Annotated in this window: 23 protein-coding genes and 1 pseudogene; 8 read left to right on the top strand and 16 right to left on the bottom strand. The window is 39.7% G+C overall.

Going from position 1 to position 23,923, the window contains the following annotated elements:
- Positions 1 to 10: 10 nt before the first annotated feature.
- The 5 genes from AB986_RS15600 to AB986_RS15580 all read right to left on the bottom strand — a co-directional run bounded on the left by AB986_RS15600 (position 11) and on the right by AB986_RS15580 (position 7,924).
- Positions 11 to 2,035 carry an ABC transporter ATP-binding protein gene (locus AB986_RS15600; RefSeq protein WP_048312182.1) on the bottom strand — a complete coding sequence of 675 codons (2,025 nt, stop codon included), beginning with the start codon at positions 2,033 to 2,035 and terminating at the stop codon, positions 11 to 13.
- Positions 2,036 to 3,787: an ABC transporter ATP-binding protein gene (locus AB986_RS15595; RefSeq protein ID WP_048312180.1), complete on the bottom strand. Its 1,752-nt coding sequence runs from the start codon at positions 3,785 to 3,787 to the stop codon at positions 2,036 to 2,038.
- 517 nt (positions 3,788 to 4,304) lie between these two features.
- Positions 4,305 to 5,351, bottom strand: coding sequence for a M20/M25/M40 family metallo-hydrolase (locus tag AB986_RS15590; RefSeq protein ID WP_048312179.1), 1,047 nt, complete (start codon positions 5,349 to 5,351; stop codon positions 4,305 to 4,307).
- 121 nt (positions 5,352 to 5,472) lie between these two features.
- Positions 5,473 to 6,429 carry an aminoimidazole riboside kinase gene (locus AB986_RS15585; RefSeq protein WP_048312177.1) on the bottom strand — a complete coding sequence of 319 codons (957 nt, stop codon included), beginning with the start codon at positions 6,427 to 6,429 and terminating at the stop codon, positions 5,473 to 5,475.
- Between the two features lie 124 nt (positions 6,430 to 6,553).
- Entirely contained in the window at positions 6,554 to 7,924 is a 1,371-nt protein-coding gene (locus tag AB986_RS15580) for an aldehyde dehydrogenase (RefSeq protein WP_048312175.1), read from the bottom strand.
- Between the two features lie 205 nt (positions 7,925 to 8,129).
- Here AB986_RS15580 and speD point away from each other — a divergent pair, with 205 nt between their 5' ends.
- On the top strand, positions 8,130 to 8,522 hold the full coding sequence (gene speD, locus AB986_RS15575; RefSeq protein ID WP_048312174.1) for an adenosylmethionine decarboxylase: 393 nt from the start codon (positions 8,130 to 8,132) through the stop codon (positions 8,520 to 8,522).
- Between the two features lie 203 nt (positions 8,523 to 8,725).
- A complete protein-coding gene (locus tag AB986_RS15570; protein ID WP_152671009.1) occupies positions 8,726 to 10,231 on the top strand; it encodes a hypothetical protein in 1,506 nt (501 codons plus the stop codon).
- Between the two features lie 38 nt (positions 10,232 to 10,269).
- On the opposite strand, the gene proC is transcribed toward AB986_RS15570, so the two are convergent.
- Positions 10,270 to 11,064, bottom strand: a complete 795-nt coding sequence (gene proC / locus AB986_RS15565) for a pyrroline-5-carboxylate reductase (RefSeq protein WP_048312172.1) — start codon at positions 11,062 to 11,064, stop codon at positions 10,270 to 10,272.
- Positions 11,065 to 11,500: 436 nt separating this feature from the next.
- Here proC and AB986_RS15560 point away from each other — a divergent pair, with 436 nt between their 5' ends.
- Complete coding sequence (locus AB986_RS15560) at positions 11,501 to 12,634, top strand: CapA family protein (protein ID WP_048312171.1); 1,134 nt, start codon at positions 11,501 to 11,503, stop codon at positions 12,632 to 12,634.
- A 29-nt stretch (positions 12,635 to 12,663) separates the two neighbouring features.
- Here AB986_RS15560 and AB986_RS15555 read toward each other — a convergent pair whose 3' ends face one another.
- The 3 genes and pseudogenes from AB986_RS15555 to AB986_RS22755 all read right to left on the bottom strand — a co-directional run.
- Entirely contained in the window at positions 12,664 to 13,407 is a 744-nt protein-coding gene (locus AB986_RS15555; protein ID WP_048312170.1) for an SDR family NAD(P)-dependent oxidoreductase, read from the bottom strand.
- Between the two features lie 85 nt (positions 13,408 to 13,492).
- The gene (locus AB986_RS22760) at positions 13,493 to 13,948 is read right to left on the bottom strand and encodes a peptidoglycan-binding domain-containing protein (protein WP_269082709.1); all 456 of its coding nucleotides are present in this window, start codon (positions 13,946 to 13,948) and stop codon (positions 13,493 to 13,495) included.
- Positions 13,949 to 13,969: 21 nt separating this feature from the next.
- Positions 13,970 to 14,497: pseudogene (locus AB986_RS22755) on the bottom strand (peptidoglycan recognition protein family protein); the annotation flags it as partial.
- A gap of 203 nt (positions 14,498 to 14,700) precedes the next feature.
- Between AB986_RS22755 and AB986_RS15545 the strand changes: the two are divergent.
- The gene (locus AB986_RS15545; RefSeq protein ID WP_152671008.1) at positions 14,701 to 15,168 is read left to right on the top strand and encodes a divergent PAP2 family protein; all 468 of its coding nucleotides are present in this window, start codon (positions 14,701 to 14,703) and stop codon (positions 15,166 to 15,168) included.
- Between the two features lie 388 nt (positions 15,169 to 15,556).
- Here AB986_RS15545 and AB986_RS15540 read toward each other — a convergent pair whose 3' ends face one another.
- Positions 15,557 to 15,790, bottom strand: coding sequence for a hypothetical protein (locus AB986_RS15540; RefSeq protein ID WP_048312167.1), 234 nt, complete (start codon positions 15,788 to 15,790; stop codon positions 15,557 to 15,559).
- Between the two features lie 140 nt (positions 15,791 to 15,930).
- Between AB986_RS15540 and AB986_RS15535 the strand changes: the two genes are divergently transcribed.
- Positions 15,931 to 17,070 (top strand): DEAD/DEAH box helicase, encoded by a 1,140-nt coding sequence (locus AB986_RS15535; RefSeq protein ID WP_048312166.1) that lies wholly within the window; start codon positions 15,931 to 15,933, stop codon positions 17,068 to 17,070.
- An 88-nt stretch (positions 17,071 to 17,158) separates the two neighbouring features.
- Here the strand turns inward: AB986_RS15535 and AB986_RS15530 are convergent, their stop codons facing one another.
- Positions 17,159 to 17,545: a response regulator gene (locus AB986_RS15530; protein ID WP_048312165.1), complete on the bottom strand. Its 387-nt coding sequence runs from the start codon at positions 17,543 to 17,545 to the stop codon at positions 17,159 to 17,161.
- A gap of 285 nt (positions 17,546 to 17,830) precedes the next feature.
- Here AB986_RS15530 and AB986_RS22875 point away from each other — a divergent pair, with 285 nt between their 5' ends.
- Positions 17,831 to 17,959 (top strand): hypothetical protein, encoded by a 129-nt coding sequence (locus tag AB986_RS22875; protein WP_269082704.1) that lies wholly within the window; start codon positions 17,831 to 17,833, stop codon positions 17,957 to 17,959.
- Between the two features lie 59 nt (positions 17,960 to 18,018).
- Here AB986_RS22875 and AB986_RS21270 read toward each other — a convergent pair whose 3' ends face one another.
- From AB986_RS21270 to AB986_RS15510, 4 genes are all read right to left on the bottom strand, one after another.
- Positions 18,019 to 18,657, bottom strand: coding sequence for a YtxH domain-containing protein (locus AB986_RS21270; RefSeq protein WP_053216216.1), 639 nt, complete (start codon positions 18,655 to 18,657; stop codon positions 18,019 to 18,021).
- Between the two features lie 2 nt (positions 18,658 to 18,659).
- Positions 18,660 to 19,100: a DUF948 domain-containing protein gene (locus AB986_RS15520; protein WP_048312164.1), complete on the bottom strand. Its 441-nt coding sequence runs from the start codon at positions 19,098 to 19,100 to the stop codon at positions 18,660 to 18,662.
- Positions 19,101 to 19,189: 89 nt separating this feature from the next.
- Positions 19,190 to 19,741 (bottom strand): HD domain-containing protein, encoded by a 552-nt coding sequence (locus AB986_RS15515; protein ID WP_048312163.1) that lies wholly within the window; start codon positions 19,739 to 19,741, stop codon positions 19,190 to 19,192.
- A complete protein-coding gene (locus tag AB986_RS15510; RefSeq protein ID WP_053216215.1) occupies positions 19,728 to 20,918 on the bottom strand; it encodes a DUF418 domain-containing protein in 1,191 nt (396 codons plus the stop codon). The genes AB986_RS15515 and AB986_RS15510 overlap by 14 nt, the downstream gene beginning before the upstream one ends.
- Positions 20,919 to 21,199: 281 nt before the next feature.
- Between AB986_RS15510 and AB986_RS15505 the strand changes: the two genes are divergently transcribed.
- Positions 21,200 to 21,736 (top strand): sigma-70 family RNA polymerase sigma factor, encoded by a 537-nt coding sequence (locus AB986_RS15505; protein WP_236690397.1) that lies wholly within the window; start codon positions 21,200 to 21,202, stop codon positions 21,734 to 21,736.
- 12 nt (positions 21,737 to 21,748) lie between these two features.
- Positions 21,749 to 22,366: a hypothetical protein gene (locus AB986_RS15500; RefSeq protein ID WP_048312160.1), complete on the top strand. Its 618-nt coding sequence runs from the start codon at positions 21,749 to 21,751 to the stop codon at positions 22,364 to 22,366.
- A 238-nt stretch (positions 22,367 to 22,604) separates the two neighbouring features.
- Here the strand turns inward: AB986_RS15500 and AB986_RS15495 are convergent, their stop codons facing one another.
- On the bottom strand, positions 22,605 to 23,900 hold the full coding sequence (locus tag AB986_RS15495) for a DUF2254 domain-containing protein (RefSeq protein WP_048312158.1): 1,296 nt from the start codon (positions 23,898 to 23,900) through the stop codon (positions 22,605 to 22,607).
- Between the last annotated feature and the right edge of the window lie 23 nt (positions 23,901 to 23,923).

Here is a 23,923-nt window from a genome sequence, read left to right as displayed (position 1 = left end):
TCGAAACAGTTCAAACCGCCTGCTCAATCTTCTTCCCCTGCTGAAGCTGATACATTTGATAGTATCTACCTTTACGCTGCATTAAATCATCGTGATTGCCACGCTCAACAATTTCACCTTGATGGAGCACAAGAATTTGATCTGCTTCTCGAATTGTTGAAAGACGGTGAGCAATAATAAATGTTGTTCGCCCCTTCTTTAAGATATCAAGCGCATTTTGAATCATCATCTCTGTCTCCGTATCAACATTTGATGTCGCTTCATCAAGAATCAATACAGCTGGATCAAACGCTAATGCTCTTGCAAACGAGATCAGCTGTCGTTGACCAGATGATAGCGTACTTCCTTTCTCAATGACTGGTTCATCAAATCCTTTTGGTAGCGAACGTAGAAGCTGATCCGCTCCCACATCTTTTAGTGCTTTTTCAATTTTCTCACGTGAGATGGATGGATCATCGAGACTAACATTAGATGCAATCGTTCCTGTGAAAAGAAATGGATCTTGTAGAACAATTGCCATATGTTGTCTCAACTGCTGCTTCGGAATATCCTGAATATCCCTTCCATCAATTGAAATGGTTCCTTTTTGATTGTCATAAAAGCGGAATAATAAATTCATGATTGAACTTTTTCCGGAACCTGTATGACCTACAAGCGCAACAGTTTCACCCTTTTTCGCTTCAAAGGATAAATCTTTTAACACATAGTCATCACATTTGTAAGCAAAGGAAACCTGTTCGAAGGTAACGTTACCTTCATAACGCTCCAGCTTTCCATCTGAAACATCTTCACCTTTTTCATCAAGCAGTTCGAACACACGATCAGCGGCTACCAAAGCTTGCTCTAGATTCGCTAGCTGGTTAACCATATTTGTAACAGGCTGAAATAAACGATTCATATAATCAACGAAGGCATACAGAACACCTAGACTAATGATGGCCCCTGCGGTAAGCGAAGCTCCACCAAAATACCAGATTAATGTAACGAATGCGATATTACGAAGAATATTAACTAGGTTATGCGACATTAAGGCATTTAGATTTAAGAGCTTATTCTGGTACGTGAAATGACTATCATTCAACTCTTCGAATTCCTTCTCAGTCTCATTCTGACGTTTGAATGCTCGAATAATAGACATACCCTGAATAGACTCATTAATCATCCCGTTAATATCACTAATTCTAGTCCGAATGACCTTATTAAACTTAGAAGCATATCTCCGATAAACAATAATCCAGATAAATAGGAGCGGAACAATGGTTAACGTAATAAGAGCTAGCTTCACATCTAATAAAAAGAGTGCAATAAATATCCCGGTCATATAAAAAATACTCGTAAAAAATGTGGCAAGTACTGTTACATACAGTTCACGTATCGCTTCAGTGTCGTTTGTAATTCTCGCTACTACTTTTCCTGCAGGCAAGTTATCAAAATAATTGATATGCAAACGCTGAATTTGCCCGTAAACATCAGTCCTCATTTTCTGAATGATTCGATTGGCAGATGTTTGTAACAGAAGACCCTGCCCATATTCGAAAAAGGAAGCAAACACAAGCAATCCAAAATAAAGGGCAATTAACCAGATCATTGGTTCAATTTGAGGTTGATAGAATGCCAGAAGTTCGTCGTTACTTAGCTCATCTGCTACATACGTTCTTTCTTCACCATCTTTAGCTATCGTTAGCTCATTACCTTGAATTAATCGTTCACCATCATAAGCAATTGATTGATCAATGAAATAATAGTCCCGACCCACCTGAAGGATGCGTACTTCACTTCCTTTTTCTTCTCCACTTTCAAAATTGTCACTTCGTTTGTACCATTCTCCGTCATACTTAACGGCGTTCTCTCCTTGATCTGATTCATACCAGGATTTCTCGATACCAAGGATATGAACATCGATCATTCTCTTAGCGATAAATGGACCCGAGAGCTCTGCCGTCACCGCAACTGTTAAGAGAAGAAGAGCAATGATAATACTTTTCTTGAATCCAAGTGCGTACTGAACCAAACGCTTCCCTACATTACGATTCACTTACAGCACCTCCTTAAGAGAATCTTCAAGCTGCTGTCGATCATATTGCTCTCTATACCAGCCTTGTTGTTTAAGCAGTTCATCATGCGTACCTTCTTCAATCACCTCTCCATTATGAAGCACAACAATCCAATCAGCATGCTTTACACCTGATAGACGGTGGGTTGCGATAAACGTCGTCTTACCTGCACGCTCACTACGAATATTGGAGATGATCTGAGCTTCTGTTTTTCCATCTACAGCACTCATCGCATCATCAAGAATAAGAATTTCGGGATCAATCATCAGTGCTCGTGCAATAGATACACGTTGTTTTTGCCCGCCAGAAAGAGCAACACCCTTCTCACCAACTAACGTTTCTAGTCCCTCAGGAAGAACATGAACATCTTTCTGAAAATCAGCAAGTCTAAGAACTCGTTCAACATCCTGATCTGTACCTGAACTTTTTCCAAAAAGGAGATTTTCACGAACAGATCTAGAGAAAAGCATTTGATCCTGCGGGACATAACCAATCCAGCTCTGTAGTGTACTAAGTGGCAATTCTTCAATCGGAACGCCAGAGAAAAGAATCTTCCCATTTCCTACGGGATACTCTCTTAATAGCTGTTTAAGTAGAGTTGTCTTACCACTTCCAGTCTTACCTACAATTCCAAGCGTTTGCCCTTTCTTTAACGTGAAAGAAACGTTTTGCAAATTCTTGACAGAAGACGTAGGATACGTAAACGTCACATCATTGAATTCAATCGTTCCTGGGATTTCAAGATGCTGTGGCTTTGAATGTTGCTTCACATCTTCTTCCTGTGAGAGCGTTTCTAGCACGCGATCAAGTGATGCGTTACCACGCTGCATTACATTAATTAATTCACCAACCGCAATCATCGGCCAGATAAGCATTCCTAGATATACGTTAAATGACACCAATTCACCAAGTGTTAGTACTTTATGAAAAACGAGATATGCCCCATACCCTAAGCCAATTAAGTAACTAATCCCTACGAGAACTTTAATCGTTGGCTCAAATAGCACATCAACTTTCGCTACATCGATGTTCTTTTTGTAAACATCCTCGGTTAGGTTTAGAAATTTCCTTTGATCCGCTCTCTCCTGCACGTACGCACGTGTTACTCTTACGCCAGCAATAGACTCTAGAACCTGATCATTCATATGACCAAAAGAATCCTGAGCTGCTGTAAACCGCTTATGAATAATGCGGCCGTACCTGTTCATGGCTAATGCCATTAACGGTAATGGGATAATCGCAGCAAGTGTCAATTTCCAGCTAATCAACACCCCCATTGTTGTGAGGATGAGGAACATAAAGATGGTCGAGTCCACTAACGTCAATATTCCGAAGCCAGCTGTCATCGACACCGCTTTCAGGTCGTTTGTTGCCCTCGCCATCAAGTCACCTGTACGGTTCTTCTCATAAAAAGAAGGCGTCATCTTTAAAAGATGCTTCATAAACTTTGAACGGAGCGTTCGTTCTACAAGGAAGGCTCCTCCGAAAAGTTTATACATCCATACATACGTGATGAAGTAGACAACGATTAGTAATCCTCCATAAATGAATAAATAAGTTCGTAAGCTTTCCCATGTTAAGCTTCCAATATTAATCTCATCAATAGCCATACCAATCAGTTTCGGAGGAATTACTTCAAGTATTCCGCCAAGAATCAATAAACCGATCGCAAGACTATAACGCTTCCAATGCTGTTTAAAGAACCAGCTTAACTTTCCTAAAATTGAGAACAAAAAACCACTCCAATCACCATTAAAGTTGGATACAATTGAGTTTTAACTACTTGAAAACCAACTACTTCACCTCCGAAATTTAATCAAATTCATTTTAATAAAAGGCTCTTTTCGTAAACATTGTTGCTATATGAGTGGGTTAATTTCCGCTCCAGGATGCTCGCTTTCCGCGGGGCGGGCGGTGAACATCCTTCCGCTCCAATCACTTAGTGTGGTTTTTTTCAATATTTGTTTCAAAAGCAACAATTCCTTAGAAAAGAGCCTAATAAAAAACAAAAAAGGCATAACCGCGTGCGGTTATGCCTAATTGCTTCTGAAGACATAGAAAAGAGCACACGTCTAGACGCGTGCCCAATCCTTTTGAAGCCAAGGATTACATGACAAGAAAAGTGCGTCTATGAGGATATACAGTTAGTTGAATAGAACGTTCTACTACATGTCTCATCAAACACACTCTCCTTTACCGTTATTTTCACTCTGTAAGCTTAGCACCATTGTCACAATTTTGTCAATATTATTATTTACTTAATGGATTGACACTTTCTTCACCTGTTAAATTAGCAATCATTTCCACAAGAAGATCAATTTCTTCTTTCATATCCGTTAGACTGACTGTTTCAACAGGCGCATGCATGTAACGAAGCGGTAATGACACGAGTGAAACAGGTACACCATGTCCTGTTAAACGTAGCTTATCCGCATCGGTTCCTGTCATTCTAGGAGTAAGTTCATATTGTAGTTTAAGATCAAGTTTCTTCGCTGCATTTTCTAACAATTGATTAATTTTATGATTAATCGGAGCACCTTTCGCTAGAACTGGTCCTCCCCCAAGGTTCACTTCGGTATGCTTACTTGAATCCACTCCAGGGTAATCCGATGAGAATGTAACGTCACATGCAATAGCCATCGTTGGCTTTATTCCTGCACCAGCGAAATAAGCTCCTCCCATGTTTGTTTCTTCGTTCACAGTACTTACCGCATATACCCCGACTTTGGGATTACGCTTTGCAACTTCACGAAGAACTTCAGCTACAATGAAAGATCCTGTACGATTATCCAGTCCTCTTCCGCTAATTTTGTCGTTCAGCAGAAACTCAGTTTCACGCTTATATACGGCTAAATCTCCGATTTGAACGTACTTTTCAACCTCTTCTTTCGTGTTGGCACCACAATCTATGTAAAGATCCTCGAACTTAAACTCTTTTGCACCACCATGATGTTCCGCATTCACACCAAATACACCAGTTAGTTTACCATGTGTACCAAGAATCGTTACCTTCATCCCAATAGCAGGTTTTTGGCTAATACCGCCTAGCTTCTCGACGCGTATAAATCCGTTGTTATCAATACTCTTAATCATGAAGCCGATCTCATCACAATGCCCTGCAAGAAGAATTTTGAAGTCAGCTTCGGGATTCAGAACACCAATTGCATTCCCTGCATTGTCGGTTCTCATTTCATCTGCAAATTCGCTAACATAATCCATCCATTTGTGTTGAATTTCCATTTCTGCCCCTGATGGAGAGGGTGTGGAAAGTAGTTCTAGTAGAAAATCCTGGTTCATTTAAAGCACCTCCGATTAGTATTAAAAACCTTATTTCATTGTATCGCACCACGGTTCTTCAATCTAGTTTCTCCCTGTTCATCGAGACATACAAAAAACCTCGCCTAAGCGAGGTTTCTAGTTATTTCATCTCTTTCATTAGTATATCTTCCACTTCAGCTTTTGTCGGAAGAGCCGTCATTGCCCCTTTTGTAGCAGCTGCAAGCGCACCAGATACACTAGCGAATTGCGTCATGCTTTCAAGTTCTTCTCTTGTTAGCTCAGAAAGTGATCCCTCATACTCATTAAATCCATGAAGAATACCTGATACAAAGGCATCCCCTGCACCAGTCGTGTCGACTGCCTTCACTTTCATAGCCGGCACTCTTAGTGAATAGTCTGGAGTGAAAACAAGGCTACCTTCTCCACCCATCGTTATGAAGATAACGGGTATTTTATAATGTGCAAGCTTTTTAATTCCTGCTTCAACGTTCTCTTCTCCTGTAATGAATGTTAGCTCTTCTTCAGAAAGCTTCAAAATATCTGCTTCTGACAGCATCGAAACAATCGTTTCTTTCGCACGCTCTTCACTTTCCCATAACCCAAGACGAAGATTAGGATCATACGAAACAAGCATTCCTTTTTCTTTTGCTGTTTCAACAGCTTTTTTCGTCGCACTTCGAGAAGGTTCGCTAATCATGGAAATAGAGCCGAAATGAAGAATTCGATGATGAGCAAACAGTTCCCCACTAATTTCTTCAGCATTCAAAAAGCGATCTGCACTTGGGTTTATGTAAAAGTCGAAGCTACGCTCCCCATTTTCCGCATTCGTTACGAAAACAACCCCTGTTCTTGCAGATTCGGTTAATATCAAAGTCGAAACGTCCACACCGTAATTTTTAAGGGTATCTTGAAGAAAACGCCCAAGAACATCATCCCCTACTTTACCGAGGAATGTGGATTTGACACCGAGACGTGCAAGTCCTACTGAAACATTAGCAGGTGCACCTCCAGGACTTTTTTGATAAGTAAGATTTTCTTGATCAAGAGGGATAAAGTCAATTAATGCTTCCCCTAGACTAATAACTCCTTTATTCATATGAACTACCTCCTATATCGATCATTACTATCGCAGAATGTACTTTACCTGAGTACAGCTTTGCCGCAATCATAACATGACTGATTCTAAGACTAAAGAAAAAAAAGGAAGGCTGATGCCTACCTTATCCCATAATTCGCTTAATCATTTTTAAACCGTTTTTAGCAGATGGATAGCGAAACGAGAAATCAAAATTCGTCGTTTGTTTTACGATACTTTTACGATGGGAAAAAGCTTCAAAACTTGATTTCCCATGATAGCTACCTGTACCACTCGATCCAACTCCTCCAAACGGAAGATGAGGTGTTACAATGTGCATTAATGTATCATTCATACACCCTCCACCGAACGAAAGGGACGATGTAATCATATCCTGCTTTTCTTCTGATTCTGAGAAGAAATAAAGAGCAAGCGGTTTAGGACGACGACGCACTTCGTCTACAACTTGATTAAGATCAGTAAATTCAAGCACAGGGAGAATTGGTCCGAAGATTTCTTCCTGCATGACGGGATCGTCCCATGATATGTTATCAATAATCGTCGGAGAAATAACGCGTTCACTCTCCTTATGTTGCCCACCGATTAACACATCGCCATTCGTTAGAAAACTCTTCAGTCTTTCAAAGTGCTTATCGCTAACGATATGGCTATACTTGTCACTTAATAATGGATCTTCTCCGTAGAATTCTAGAAGAGCTTCACTCATATGTTGAAGTAACTCTAGCTTCACATCACTATGAACATATAAATAATCAGGAGCAACACAAGTTTGTCCTGCATTTGTAAACTTCCCCCATAGAATTCGTTTGGCAGCAAGTTTCAAATTTGCATCCTGATCTACAATGGCAGGGCTTTTTCCTCCAAGCTCAAGCGTAACAGGGATTAACTGCTTCGCAGCTGCTTCCATCACGATTTTTCCGACAGGCACGCTACCTGTAAAGAAAATGTGATCAAACGGCTGTTTCAATAGCTCTGTACTCGTTTCTACGCCACCTTGAACAACGGAAACATATTCGTCAGGAAAAACCTCTCGTATCATTTTAGAAATGACAGCTGATACAGCTGGCGTCAACTCCGAAGGCTTTAAAACAGCACAGTTCCCAGCAGCGATCGCACCAACAAGTGGCGCTAATTGTAACTGAAATGGATAGTTCCATGGGGCAATAATTAAGGTCACACCATAAGGTTCCTGGTGAATCATACTTTTCGACCCAAGGTGCGTAATAGGTGATTTCACCTTCTCAGGACTCATCCACTCTTTCAAGTGCTTTAATGTAAACTTGATTTCTTCAAGTAAGAATCCTATTTCCGTGGTATAAGCTTCCCATTCAGATTTATGAAGATCTTCTTTTAAAGCTACCAGCACTTCAGGTTCATATTCCTTAATAACTTCTCGTAAGGTTTCAAGCTGTTTTTTCCTGAATTCATATGATTTTGTTTCACCTGTAAAGAAATATTGTTTATGTCTGTTAAGTAGTTCATGCAGCATGTCCATATCGCAATCTCCTTTAACACATTGTAATAGTTCTTGAGTTTAATCTTTTAAACAAAAAGAGTCAAGGAATGTCACCTCTTCCTTATCATTATACGCCCATTCGCAATTCCCTGTTTAACAATGTGCTGTATAGGGGAGAAATCCTGTATAAATCAAATTCCTGAAATGAACACTATAGGGAAAGTCAAAAAGGGAGGCTATCATCATCGAAACATTAGGTCATCATATCATTGCCGAAATGTGGAATTGTAACAAAGAAAAATTAAACGATCTAATCTATATAGAAGAAACTTTCGCTAGTGCTGCACTCGAAGCAGGTGCAGAAATAAGAGATGTTGTTTTTCACCCGTTCGAACCACAGGGAATAAGTGGGGCAGTCATCATCGCCGAATCTCATCTCACAATTCACAGCTTTCCTGAACATGGTTATGCTTCAATAGACGTTTATACGTGCGGTGATAAAATTGATCCTAGTGAAGCAACAAATGCGATTGCTCGTGCTCTAGAAGCTCAAACCATTCATACTGTCAAAATCCCAAGAGGGACTGGCGAAATCGTTGTGAAGGAAGTCGAAAAGACTGGAATAGAAGGAAATTAAAAAACGAGTGCAGCGCACTCGTTTTTTTACGCCTTCTTTCCTAGGCATAGCACGTTAATCCTACCAATAAATAGACAATAACCATTTTCCAACAACATCTCACAGTATGAAATTCACAAAGTTTTTAGCTATTTTAGAAATAATATTGTAAATTTTTTGAAACTTATGTAAAATGCAAATGGATTGAAAATTTAAGGGGGACTATGATGAAAAAATATGGGATACCAATTCTAACTGCTTTCGTTATCTTATTACTCATCTTTCTTCATCAGCTATCAATACTTCAAGAGAAGCCTGATGAAGGATGGAGTCGAACGGTTGATCTTAATGTTTCAGCTCAGGACAGCCAAGTGTTTACAAAGAACGAGAGTGATGAGACGGAACTTTACTTTAGTGGCGATCCAGTGCGTAAAGTAACCGTTAACGAACAATTAGATGTTGAAACGGAGGATATGAATTACGCCATTCCGGAAGGCTACTCTTTCTATGTGGATGATCAGCAAGCCATCTACAAGAAGAGCGATGCGCTCGTATACTCTACTAATGGTAAAGAGAAAACAATTGCTGAGAACATCGAAGGTCTACATGCATCTGACAATGGCATTGTTGCCTGGTCACGTCACCAGCTAAATTTCGTTACACCTGAAGGTACAATTGAATCAGCAACAACCGTATCACCTTACATAAAAAATGCCGTTGTAACAGAAGATGGAAAAGCTCTACTCTATGTTCAAACAGATGCCATGAATCAATTTTACACCCTTGAGCAGGGTAGTGAGCCTGAAATGATTTATGAAACGGCTCTCTCCTCAGGAGAACTATTTAGTAACCTTCAAGCGATTTCCACAGATAATGGCTTAGTATTTACCTATACGGCTTTCGCTTCAAGGCAAGGAACAAGAATTGTTGACACGTATTACGGAGAAAGCGCTAATGGAGAAGCAGCTGAGGTTAATCTTCTTAAAATCGCTAATGGAGAAACTGGATCTGAAATTACGAGACCTAACTATTTCTCATTAAATGAGATAAATGGCGAGCCCCATCTGTTGTTCAGTGCTAATGGTGCCATTTCACCAAAACGAGAAGTCATTAGTATTTACGAAGCCACTCAAAAGAACGATAAATGGGTTGCGTCACGAAGAAGTACGAGCGAGGAACTTTCCATTCGCCCAATATCTGTATCCGGAAATTCAGTCATCTGGATGGATAAAGAAAAAAGCGGTTTTGTGTTACACGGATCGAGCACTTCACAGGAGGTTGTCGAGAGTAGTAATGCAACAAGTGGAGAGGACTTAAAGATCGCCCTCTTTTATACCTTCACAGCTGTCGTTGGGATGTTCGCAATGCTCGCTTTCTCATTCGGATTCCTAATTCTTCCAGCAGTTGGTTTAATGTATTTGTATTTTGCCAATACAACAGCCATTGAACAGGACAAGAAGTGGGTGGAATGGACCATTGTACTGTTATGTGTAGCATCTCAAATGATATTTCTTCCTTCAATACTTGATGGACCATTTCAGTACCTTGCTCCTACCTATCTTACGTTTCCAGGAGCTGCTTTCATCTGGCCTATTATTATCTTCCTTATTTCCTTTTCAATTAGTCGTCTTGGACAAGATCAGGAATGGACGATTCTTCAACGAACCTCTTACCAACTTGGACTTAATCTCGGAATTTTAATCTTCCTTTTAGGACCATATATTTTGTAACTAAAAAAGCATGCTCAGGATTCCTGAGCATGCTTTTTTTATTTGGCCTGTTCTGCTGCTTTGGCATTAACAGCAAGCACAGCTTGATGTAGAAGATCACTAAAGTTTCCATTCTCTAGAACCTCAAGCCCCGCCGCAGTTGCTCCACCAGGCGTTGTCACTTGATCTCGTAAATCACCAGCTTCACGCCCATCTTTTAACATCGAAGCAGATCCATAAATCATCTGTACGACAAGCTTCCTAGCCACATCTGTTGACAAGCCGTAAGATTTTGCTGTTATTTCAAGTGACTCAGCCATATGATAAACAAAAGCAGGAGCGCTTCCCGTCACAGCAGTTAAATGATGGATTTGCTCTTCTGTTAACTCAGTCGATTCTCCTATTGCATAAAGAATCGTCTGCAACACTTCTCGATGCTCTGATAAGACATGCTTCCCGCATGCAAATAAAGACATGGATTCACCGATATCAGCTGCTGTATTTGGCATAATCCAGGCTGTTGGTCGGTTTGGAAGAGCTTCTTCAAGAACAGACGGTCCGATTCCCGCTGCAACTGTTATAATAAACTGATTGTCTACTTTATTAGCAAGCTCAGCAAGAACTGCAGGGTGAGCTGAAGGAGGCATTGCAAGAATGATCACCTCATGGTCTGAAATAACTTCTTGCCACGAAGCTGTTTCAACTTCATATGTATCTTTTAACTGTTCCAAACGTTCTTGATCTGATTGATTTGAAATCGTAATTGTACCGATTGTGTTTGGCTGTTTAAGACCAGCAAAAATAGCTTCTGCCATTCGACCAGCACCTATAAACAGGATATTCGGTTTATTCATATGCATCTCTCTCCTTCCTTTTTCCTTATTAACTATATCAAACGAAGCAAGATAAGAGCTAATGTGTAGGTTGGACAATATAACAGAGTTTTAGCTAATATATTGGATTTTTGGACAATAAAAATCGATTTCGGACAATAAATGGATTTTTTGGCTATGTTAGCTCATATTGTTGATTTCTCGATTTTTGGCTCATTCGAGTGAAACCTCAGTTTCACTCGCCTTTCAGCTCTGCTGAAAGGTCGCCCTGTGGTGACCAATCGTCTGAGCAAATGAATTTGCTCGAAGCGATTGGTCACCACAGGGCGTAAATGAGCCAAAAATCAACACTGTTCATTAACATAGCTTAATTCTTTTTAAAGAGGAATATCCTTGATTTTGTCGAAACTTAAGTTTGTACATACTAATACTCAATGAATGAATATAGGAGAATTACATGAAAAAAATAACAATTGGAATACTTATCATGCTTGTTATCGCCGTTGCAGCTTTATTGCTACAAGGGGAAGACGAATATTCTGCTGAGAGAAAATCTTTAGACCTTTCTACTTATAACACGGACATCTCCCCTGCTAAAAGCAACCAACCTCTTACAACTTCGTCGATCACTCTTGCTGCAGTTGGAGATATTCTTATCCATGATCGCGTCTATGAGAAAGCCGTTGAAGGGAACAGCTATAACTTCAATCCAATGCTCTCAAAAGTACAAAAGCAGTTACAAGATGCAGATATAACTTTTGCTAATCAGGAAACGGTCATTGGTGGAACTTCTATTGGTTTATCTTCCTATCCTTCCTTTAATAGTCCTACGGAGGTTGGGGACGCCCTAAAGTCATCAGGCGTCGATATTGTTTCAATGGCGAACAACCACACGCTTGATCGAGGAGAAAAAGCGATTCAAAATGCAATTAAACACTGGAACAAAATTGGAATTCTCTATACTGGAAGCTATCTTTCAGAAAAAGATCGTAAAGAAATTCGCACCATAGAGCAGAATGGTATCTCTGTTGCCTTTCTTGCTTACACTTATGGAACGAACGGGATTCGGCCTCCGTCAGGAAAACCCTATCTCGTTAACTACATAGATCGAGAGTTAATAAAGAATGACATTCTAGCAGCTAAAAAAGAAGCGGATGCGGTAGTTGTTAGTATTCATTTCGGAAACGAATATGAGAGATACCCTAGTAACGATCAATTAGCTCTCTCATCGGATATAGCAGAAGCAGGCGCTGATCTTATTCTTGGGCATCATCCACACGTATTGCAACCACTAGAATGGATAGAAACTTCAGATGACCGTAAAGTACTTGTCGCTTATTCACTCGGTAATTTCCTCTCAGGTCAACGGATGGATTATAAAGATATAGGTGGAATTCTGAAAGTGAACATTGTAAAGAAAGAATTCAGAGGAATTTCAACGATTACTGTCACCTCTCCTTCGTTTACACCTACGTTTGTAGATAAGAATTACCACGTTAATCCATTGAGCGAAGTGAACTCCGAGTTATTAAACGAGATCAATCAACATATGAAGCAGTGGATTCCTGATTTGAAAGTACCTAAAGCATAAGAAAAACCCGTGCATTGCACGGGTTTTCCTTATGCTAGCGTGTAACCACCATCTATAACTAGATTGTGGCCGTTTATATAACTCGACTCATCACTTGCAAGGAAATACACAGCTTTCGCAACTTCTTCAGGTCTTCCGAATGATCCTCTTGGGTGCTGTTTATACGCTTTCTGAAAGTTTTCTTCAGATCCATAAAGCTTTTGAGCAAGAGGCGTATCGATTGGTCCAGGTGATATCGCATTAACACGTATTTTGCGTTTGGCATATCGACCTGCCAATGATTTTGTCAGAGCAACTACACCTGCTTTTGCTGCACTATATGCTGGAAGAGCTGAAGGATATTTTATCGTTCCAACAATCGCTGCATTGTTAATAATAGTAGACTCTTTTACAAAAAGTCTTTCAGCATGATTCACCATATAGTAAATGGATTTCAAATTAATATGAAATAGCCGATCCCAATCTTCGTCCGAAACGCGACTTAGCGGACCAATGCCAACATCTGCGACCCCTGCATTATTAAATAGTACATCCAATTTCTCATATGTTTCTTTAAATTCTTCAAAGAACTTCTTTACTTCGGACTCTTTTCCTACATCTACTTGATAGAAATCAATAGATCCCGCGAGTGATTCCCCTTTATGTTCTAGCGCTTCGCCACGCTCTTTAGAACGTCCAATCCCAACAACCTGTGCTCCTTTTTCTGCAAAATTAAGGGCTGCTGCCTCTCCTATTCCTGACGTTGCACCTGTTACAATAACAACTTTGCTCATCTAGACCATCCTCTCGACTTTGCTACTTCAAGCGTAACGGAAGTAGAGAGTTTGCACTATTTTCAATCTGTTTTCGATGTGCTTGCTAGAAGAGCATATTCCACGTTGCAGGCCCAACGATTCCATCTACGGAAAGTCCCTTCCTTGCTTGATACCTTTTAACTGCACTCTCCGTGTTGGGACCAAAAATCCCGTCTGGTTTAACATTAACAGCTCGTTGGATCGCCTCTACATCTTTTCCTCTATCTCCAATCATCACGTAACTACCCGGATAAGGACGAACGGGCGTTGAAGAATTGAATTGTCCTTTACGAACGCGTTTTAGAGCTGCAATGGTTTTAGGTCCAACGATTCCATCCTCAATTAGTCCCGACAACCTCTGGAATTTCTGAACTGCTTCAAGTGTTTCTTTACCGAACACTCCGTCGGCTCCGTATTCACGAAGATCCATTCCTGCACGGATAAGAAGCTCTTGAATCTTTTCTACTGCAGCACCTCGATCACCATAAGTTACAAGTAGTGTGCTGTTCGTAGATCTCACTTTTTCATCTGAACTCGTTGTTCGAAACGTCTTCCATTCTTCTACCACGTCTTCAATAAAGGCTCCCCACGTTATACCATAGCGATTTAACGCATTTTGAGGATCTGTTCTTCTCGTTGGATCAAGAGTTGAATGAGCTACAATATCTGATTGTGGGTCAAGATTGAATTTGTCACACAAATAAGCATGATACCAAACGTAGCGTTTATACGCTTCTGAAAATGAAATACTACCTCCCCAGCATAATTCAACACCAATTGCCTTATCATTCGCATCACCATCAAATAGAATGTTGTCCATTGTCGAGACATACCTGACATGCCAAGCTTTTTCGGTAAGTGGGATGATTTCAAGGATGACTGAATCATCGATGAAGGTATGCGCTGAAGCAGAGACAACATTCTTTGCAAAGTACGCACGGTTTACATATGCACTCGATCCCGGGTTACCAGTGTCATGCGCTACAATAAATGTGATCCCGTCATTTTTTTCTTTTGGTCTTGATTTTCCTTTTCCTATATAATCTCTCGTTATTCCATAATTGGCCATATCCTATTACCTCCTGAATTTATCCTCCTCCGCTCTTTATTACCATCATATGTAAAAAAACAGCTTGTGCTATTACATAATGAATGTGATCGTACGAAAACGGGCGAAACCATTATTACTATCCAAAACTCACTTGCTTATTGATCCGAAATATTTTCTTCTCATTCATAATAATGAGCTCTTATTGTAAGAATAACGATGAGGTGAATGTGATGAATCGAGGAATTGGGACAGCGATCTCTGCAATCTTGCTAGCACAGGGCCTAAAGATTGCGACGTATAAGGTTACAAAAGGGAAATGGGACTGGAAACCATTCTTCCAGACGGGTGGAATGCCTAGTTCCCACTCTGCTGGTGTCTCGGCACTTGCAACATATACAGCGTTAGAAACAGGCAAACATTCAGTTGAGACGGCACTAGCTGTCGTATTTGGTGTAATTGTCATGTATGACGCTCAGGGAATCAGAAGACATACTGGGGAAATCGCGAGACTTGTGAATGATTTAGACGAAGACATAGAGTTATTATCAGGTCACTATCCTGATCTCTTTCATGCAAGAAGAGACGTTGAGCTTAACGAATTGCTTGGTCACCAGCCTGTCGAAGTTGGTGGAGGTGCCGCTCTCGGTATCGTACTAGGGTTGATCGGATACTTTTCAGGAAAAAAATAACAACAATGTTGACAATATAACTGAACCGTGTATAATGTGTAGTTGGGGTATCAATAAACCCGATATTAACAACTAGCTCCTTTAGAATAAGGAGAACTAAAATTCATAACTGGAAAGGTATGAACAGCATGATTCTAATTGGCTTGTATCAAGTTAATGGCCATACTACAATTGCTGTTGATCCTCCTCACTCACACTGGCGCGGCTTCGGAGCCGTAAGGATGGAAGAGAGGTAGGGCTTTCGTTGTTTGAGAGATCAACAGATCTCTATGGTATGTTTACCGCGGCAATGAAGGAGTTACTGTTAATAACTAACGATCGTTATATATAAAACGAAGAAAGAGCGCATCCAAGCGATGCGCTCTTTGTCAATTTAAAAGGAATGTTCTTATTTATTCTGAGTCATGATAGTAGCAAGAACACTTCCGGTATAAAGAATAGATGATATAATGGCCGAAATTCCGAATGCACCCATAGCAAGGATCCACCTTAGTGGATAAGGCTCTTCAATCGTTGCATAATCTGGTAAGTTATTGCCAAGAGTGATTCCGATATAAAGAGCAGCAACAATCCCTGCTAGTAATGTATATACTGACATTTTTCTAAGTAAATAGCCGTTCACGATACCAACCTCCTTGTTTCGTTTATTCCCTTTCTCTTTTGAGCGAAACATCAACTCGTTTCATTATCTATCATCCGAACTAATGACTAAACCGCATCTATGTTAAAATAAAATGCACATGATTAAAAAGGAGCAAACATATGAAAATGTTCGATCACCACCCATTTCTTTCAGAGAATTGGCAAGCTGCAGGATTTACTGATCTGTCACAAGTTCAGGAGAAAGCCATTCCTAGAATTATGGATGGAGAAGACCTTCTTGTTGAAGCGCCAACTGGAACTGGTAAAACACTTGCTTACCTTCTACCAATTCTTCAAAAAATGGATCCTGAGAAAAACAAAACTCAAGCTATCATACTTGCCCCAACACGAGAGCTTGCTATGCAAGTCTTTGAAGTCTCACAAGGCTTCTTAAAAGGAAGCGGAATGACAGCTGCCTCACTTATTGGTGGTGCTGCTGTGAAACGTCAGCTAGAAAAGCTTAAAAAGCACCCTCAACTAATTGTAGGCACGCCAAATCGTATCGCTGAATTAATTGATATGAAGAAGCTTAAAATGAACGAAGTGAAAACCATCGTTGCAGATGAAGCCGATCAGGTTCTTCATCCTTCTACAATAGAAGATGTTTCCTACATTTGTCAGTCTGCGCTTCGCGACTGTCAGCTCCTTTTCTTTTCTGCTACGATTAGCGATAAAGTTCTTGTTCAGGCAAAGAAACTTTCTGACGACCCGTCAGTTCTAAGCATAGCTGCTACAGACGATGAAAAGAAAGCAATTGATCACAGTTATTACGTTACAAATCGACGAGAAAAGCCTGAACTTCTAAGAAAGCTCGCCCGCAAAGATGGCGTGAAAGCACTAGCATTCGTAAACAATAGTAACTACCTTTCACGACTTAAAGATATACTTGCCACTAAGAAAATATCGTTCGATGTGTTAGATAGTTCGACGAATAAAACAGAACGTAAAAACGTGCTGAATCGTTTTCGTAATGACCAAGTCCAGCTTCTGCTTACAACAGATCTTGCTGCTAGAGGTCTAGATATTGATAATATCACCCACGTTTTTCATTATGATCTGTCAGAAGATGCTAGAACTTATCTCCATCGTTCTGGTCGAACAGGTCGAATGGGCAAAGAAGGTTCAGTTGTGACACTCCTTCTTCCTGGAGAAGAAAAGTACTTGGAGAAAATCACCCAAAAACTTGAGCTTGACCTAAAAAGAAACGTTGCACCAAAATCAGCTAACAAACCAAATAACAAGCGCGGGAAAAACAAATAATACACTATCCAAAACAAAAAGCTGTTACTAGTCGACTGACTAGTAACAGCTTTTTTTCTACCTATTGTAATCTGAAGCGTTGTGAAAGTTATTTTGAGCGCACCAAATCTTTCGCATCGAGAGGAATAACACGTTTAACCGTTCTACATACTTCTTCAATATCAAACGGTTTTGCAAAATGAGTGATCGCACCTAAATTCATGAATTCTTGCACAAGTTTTAGTTCGCCGTACGCAGTCATGAAAATAACCTGGACTTTTTCATCGAATTTCTTTAAGGCTTTAAATACTTCTAATCCATCCATACCGGGCATTTTTAAATCAAGGAGTACTAAATCAGGGCTTTCTTGTCTTACAAGCTCTATTGCCGTCATTCCATTTGCAGCTTGAAGTGTCTGGTACCCTTCCTTTTTGAAAACCTCGCTCAACAAAACGCGAATTCCATACTGGTCGTCCACTATTAATACCTTTTTCATCTTTATGCCCCACCTTTTTTGCGATATAGTCTCAGATCATTCGACTTCTTATGATCATTGTGCATCAAAAAACGGGCTGTGGAAATAACTTCGTGGAAACTAGTCATGAGATTACAAAATCCGCACATTTTCGTCCTTTCACGTGTTCATTATAAAGAAATGAAAGCGTTTTATTTAGAATAGAAAGACTTTATTACCATTTTCTAACTTTTAAGCGATTTTGTGTTTTAACTTATACGAGAGGGGAACTGTCTAGTAGAACAAATTAGGAGGGTTTATGTTATCATGATTGGTCCAACCAAGCAGGACATTAAGCAAATCGAGAACAAAGCTAAGCAGGAACAACAAGAGGCACTAAAAGCAAGAAGTGTTGTGAAAGAAGCGACTAAAGTAAACTCGATTCACCATTCCTAGACGTGCAGACAAAATCACCACAAAAAAGCCAACCGCTCATGCGGTTGGCTTTCTAACGTTTATCGTTTACGCTTTGTGCGTTTTAGTTCAAGTTCAGCTGCTTCATTCAATGTTTCAGGATGATCTGGATCTCTTTCTAACGTACGCTCAACATCAGCCTGAATCACATCTTCCATCGTCTCTGCACCTTCTGTTTCAACGATGATTTTCTCGACATCATGTTCAACAATTGTTGAAGTTGGAACTTCAGTCTCATCGAGTTCAGCAGCCCGTTTAATAGAATAACCACTAGCAGTTGCTGCCGCTGCTTCTTCTTCAGGCGAACTTGTATCGCCTTTTCTGTTTTTTACTTTACTTACTAAATCATTAGACTTTGTCTTTACTGATTGTGCAAAAGCAGTCGACTTATCTTTCACATTTCCTGATACTTCAACACTTTTGTCTTTCGCCTTTGTGACGCCATCGCTAATGTCATGTCGTAGGTCTTTCCCAGCTTTTGGTGCAAGTAGCACACCGGCTGCTGCCCCTACAACACTACCAGCGATCGCAGCAATGGTTGGTGCCTTAATTTGTTTTTTAGGCTTTTGTGGAGCGGACTTATTAATCTTAATAACCTCTCTTGTTGGAGATGAATACCCTTCTGGAGCTGGCTCGTGTTCAACCTTCACTTCATGATCAGATGAGTTTGATTTCTTCATTGTTATCCTTCCTCCTTGGCCGTTTGTACGTTCATTTTCTTCAAGCGATACTTCTCCCACATTGCTAAAGCAGTACTACCCCAATTCGCCGCCTCGGCAGCCTTTCCCTGCTTTGCATCCACACCTTTTTCTACAGATTGTCCAAGTTTAGATAATGAGTTGGTCAAATGGTGCAGTGAATCTCCTGTTTCTTTCACAGATTGAAAGACAGGTGAGAATTGTCCAACCTTTGTTTGAACATCGTCAGCAAGGACGTTTGTTTTGTGAAGAATCATTGTTGTTTCCTTTGTTAATCCATCAATTTGTCCTTGAAGAGAGTCAATTGTTTTCGCTGTGTTTGAAAGCGTCTTTTCAGTCGATTTAAGCACTTTAATTAGAAAAACGCTTAAGACTGCAAATACAAGTGCAATGACTGCTACAGCTACATATAATATGAGTTCCATGATAAATCCTCCTACTGTCTAAGTATAATTACCAATACCCTTCCATAAGAAAGATAATCATTGAAATTCGATATGATTTTGATTTCTTATTAATGAAACACTGCAGCAATCGTTTTCTGCAGCTTTTCAAATAAAGGAAAAGAAGATTGTTCTGATGAAAGATCCGTCATGAGACTTGTGTAAATCGTGTTGTAATACCACTGCTGTTGGTCTCTCCCTCGATTAAACCGCTCCCAGACTAAGGGTCCTTCATTCCTAAGATCACGTTGAATAGTTCTTAAATTATGTAATTTATCTGCACATGTAATTTGTTTCACTGAAAAAGACGCTGTTTTTAGTTTATTAATGGTATGGAGCTTTCTCTCCTCCCACTCAAGACTTTTATCTGGCTCAGAACACTCGAATACAAGATTTGCAATAACTTCTCCGAACTCTGCTTTTACATTATCAAATGATAGCGACGTATCCTCAAGAACATCATGAAGAATGCCAGCTGCAACAACTTCTTCTGATGATCCTGACTCTAGCAAATAGAAACCAACTGTTACAGGATGAGACAGATAGGGGAGCGTCGATTTTTTTCGATATTGTCCATCGTGCGCGATACCAGCTGTTTCAATCGCTTTTTCAATGATTTTCATGAGAATTACCTTCTTTCCTATTTCGTTTAATAGAAAACCTCTTTTGATACGTTACCATCCTCCAGACCCATTCAACTGGTCCGTATTGATACGCCTTTAACCAACTTCTGCTCCCTAGCACTTGTAAAACAAAGAACCCTATTAATAAAACAACACCTGTACTGATTTCAACACTGCCATACAACCCAAGACCATAATGATAGAAAAGGAACGTGCCAAGAATGGACTGCAGCAGATAATTAGTGAGAGCCATTTTACCAATCCATTCGAATACCTTTAATCTTCTACCTGAGTAATAGAGTAGCGATAAGGATGAAAGATAGAATAAAGATACAAGCGGTCCACCTAGACTATCTTGAAGATGTGAGAATGCATAGGAATCGAATACGAATGGACTAACTTTAATCACGAATCCAAGTGCACCAATGAACAACATTTTTTTTATTAATGGTAAGTGACTGACATCCCCATTAAACCAGCCTTTTTTCGCAAACCCTGCACCAAATAAGAAATATGGGAAAATCGTGAATAGTAGAAAAGCACCGTTCAATCCACCATTAACATAGTACCAATCACTAAGACGTTGAATCATGATTTCAGTATAACTACCAGAGCCGTATACTAGGATAGACTGTTCTATTGCAGAAGGATTATGAGTTGTTAAATCTGCGTTAGCGAACGGAAGCATCAGAAGAAAGAAGATCGTAACATAGAATAGCCAAAGGCTAAGACCGATTTTGATTAATGTCTTCCCTTCCAGATGAATAAAGAAAAGGAGCAAAAACCCACATAAGCTATAAGTAAATAGAATGTCTCCATGCCATATGAGAGTGAAATGAATGATACCAAGGGCTAATAGAAACAGCAACCTTCTAACTATAACCGACCGAAACGCCTCACCTCGATCAGTGAGCCGATTCCTCAAAATAAGAAATCCATAACCAAATAGAAACGAGAAAAGGGGATAAAAGCTAGCCTGAGCAAAAAGATCGATTGCATTCATTAGAAATTGATTCCAGTCATCCCCCCAATAACTAATTTGATCAACATACATCCATGGTGAATGAAAATCAACCATATTAACAAAGAAGATCCCTAGCAGAGCGAGACCTCGCATGGCATCAATGGAATGTATTCGTTCGTTAGGTGCGGTTGGAGCTAGTGTTGATTTCGTCATCTTGTTCATCCTTTATTTATATGTATTGTTCTTCTAAAATACCTTTCCACACCCACATGTTGTTCTCCTCTCCCCCTGCCAATTCCCTACCTAGGTACAAATAACCACTTATAAGAGAATAAGCTTCTTTTTCTATTTAATTTCAGGAAAATCCACCCAGTTTTCCTCATTCTATTCTATAATGTACGAATACCCACAAATTATGGAAAATAGACGAAATGAAACCCTTCAAGCATGAGCATCGTCATTTGTTTGGAAGGGCTGAAAAAGGAGGGCCAGCCTTGGGGAGAAGAGAATTCACAGATCTATTAGACATTGACCTCACGGATAAGGATGCGGTCCTTGAAACAATTATGGAAGACTATGGAGAAAGTGTTGTATGGCTTGCCTATAGTTATTTAAAAGACAAAGGGAAAGCAGAAGATATCGCCCAGGAAGTGTTTATCATATGCTACACAAAACTTGATAGCTTTAATAATAATGCTTCTCTCAAATCATGGGTCCTCACCATTACTGCGAATAAGTGCAAAGATGTACTAAAAAGCTGGTCCCATCGCAATATTGTTTTCGCTCAATCATTATTATCAACAATTAAACACCAGGACTCTTCACCCGACGCTCAACTAGTGGGTTTAGAAGAAAATAAAGAGCTAACAAGAAATATTCTAAAGTTGCCAATGAAATACCGAGAAGTTATTTTTCTGCATTATTTCGAAGACTTAAAAGTCCAAGAAATGAGCGACCTATTATCCCTTAAAGAAAACTCTGTCAAAACAAGATTAAGACGCGCAAGAATGCTTTTGAAAGAAATGTATTAAGGAGGTGTGACAATGGATGAGAAGCTAAAAAGTCTTCGAGCTAGAATGATCGATACAAAAGCCGTTTCCTTTGAGGATCATCACAAAAAACGTGTTCGATCTCGTCTTCAACATCCTGATACGCCACCAAAGACAAGAAGGTTTACAATCTTTATTCAAGAAAAATTCCCTGCTTATCTCACATACATTGTTCTCCTAGTCATGCTAACCGGCACTGGTCTTTTCGCTGCTTCTGAAATCGGATTTCTTTATACTGAGACAAATAATACAGAAACAAAAATGCAAGCGACTCCGTCAAAAGAAGAGTTGTATACTGCAATTTTTCAATCACTTGAAACAATCAATAGCGAAAGTGACCGAGAGCAAGCTAGGTCATTTATTGAATCTTACCTTACTAATCTTGATAACTGGAGAATAAGTGATGCAAATGCCGATTTTACAAACCGTAAAGCTATTCTTGCTCAAGGCAGAATAACAGAAGGATCTTTTGATAAAACAACTTTTAGTCTATGGGTTGAACCAAATTCAGGACTTCCTCTAGAATTCGTCATTCGAAATCAAGAAAGTAGTGTATTAGAAGAGTTCAAGCTTTCCAATGACACAATTGCAAAAGCATATAAACAAAAGTAAAGACTTCTGTTACGACCAACAGAAGTCTTTATTATTTGGCTATGTTAATAAATAGTGTTGATTTTTGGCTCATTTACGCCCTGTTGTGACCATCGTTTCGAGCAAATTCATTTGCTCAGACGATTGGTCATAACAGGGCGACCTTTAAGCAGAGCTGAAATGCGAGTGAAACTGAGGTTTCACTCGAATGAGCCAAAAATCGAGAAATCAACAATATGAGCTAACATAGCCTATTATTTTATAATTTACATATTCTATTCAGTTCATCGGAGGTATGTTGTAACAACTCCCGATCCAGGTCAGGAAAACCGTTAAGGTCAATACTATTGATGACATAAGAATGAAACTTCTGTACATCTCGCTTGATTGCCTCATTTTGTCCATCTGCTGTTAGGATTAATGCGTCTAATATCCCATTAAGCATGGCTACATCATCTTGACCGTAATGTCTAATTTGATAAAAAGATTTGTAAAGGTATTGAAAGAATGGTTTTGGCTCCGTTAATACGCGAAGATTCCTCTTATCATCGAAAAAGGCTTCTTTTGGTTGATACGTGTGCCCTATCTTCGAAAGAATAGTACCTATTCTGTTGGTGCAATTGATAGCAGTGTGTGGGTCATTAATCGATGGTGAGATGGCTCTAAGAGCGATCTCCACAAGTTTCTGGATAGAGAATTCTAGATCCTGCTCATTAATACGTTCTGTTCCAATAGCAATCGAATTGATAACATTACTTTCAGAGAAAGAAGACAAATCAGCTGACCAGACAGTTGCTAATCTTGTTCCAGGATTTACGTAACGACCAACATCGGCGTCGATTCGAATGACGCTTTCACTTTGAGTAGCGATTTGAATCAATTTCTTATAAGGAATGAACTGAATATAGCCCATTTTTTTGCTGTATATGGGTAAGCCTTCATCTTCCTTTAACTCGCTTATCTCCCAGCTATCCCACTTTTCAAACGGCTCTCCTTCATGCAATTCGCTTTTATTCTCTACAAGGGATAATGATTTCCTAGCAATTTTCTCGATTAAATTATTAACCTGTACAAATGCCGCTGAGTGATGAATAAATAGAACAAAAAACAATAAACAAGTAATAGCAAGAATAACAGTTAACAATGGTGATACAATAATGCGGCTGTCTTTTCCAGTAAGGAGAAGTAAATTAACTAGTGCAAAAACAAACCCCGCAACGAAGATACCAAGAACATGCTGTGTAAAGCGATCAGATATGAAATCCTGGAGAACTCGTGGGGAAAATTGACTTGAATAGGTTGTGAGCACCACCATAATAGAGGAGAACGAGATCGTTGTCATCGTTAAGATCGCGGTTACAAGCGGCCCGTATAGAGACTGTGCAACCTTTTCAGTTGAAAGGAATAGTTTCGGTAGTTGCCCTTCAAGCTGCGAAACGTATAAGAGATCAACCCATGTACTGAGTGCAACCACTACTAGTGATATAAGTCCATAAACGACTGGAAGAAACCAGAAGCTGTTACGTAAATTGATGGATGCTTTAGATAAATTCATACAGTATCCTCTTTCATTAATAT

Origin of the sequence: Guptibacillus hwajinpoensis (assembly GCF_001039475.1) — a bacterium.
GTDB classification, from domain to species: Bacteria; Bacillota; Bacilli; order Bacillales; family Guptibacillaceae; genus Guptibacillus; species Guptibacillus hwajinpoensis.
The sequence above is the reverse complement of the archived record's forward strand: the minus strand, read 5'-3'. Positions and strand labels throughout refer to the sequence as shown.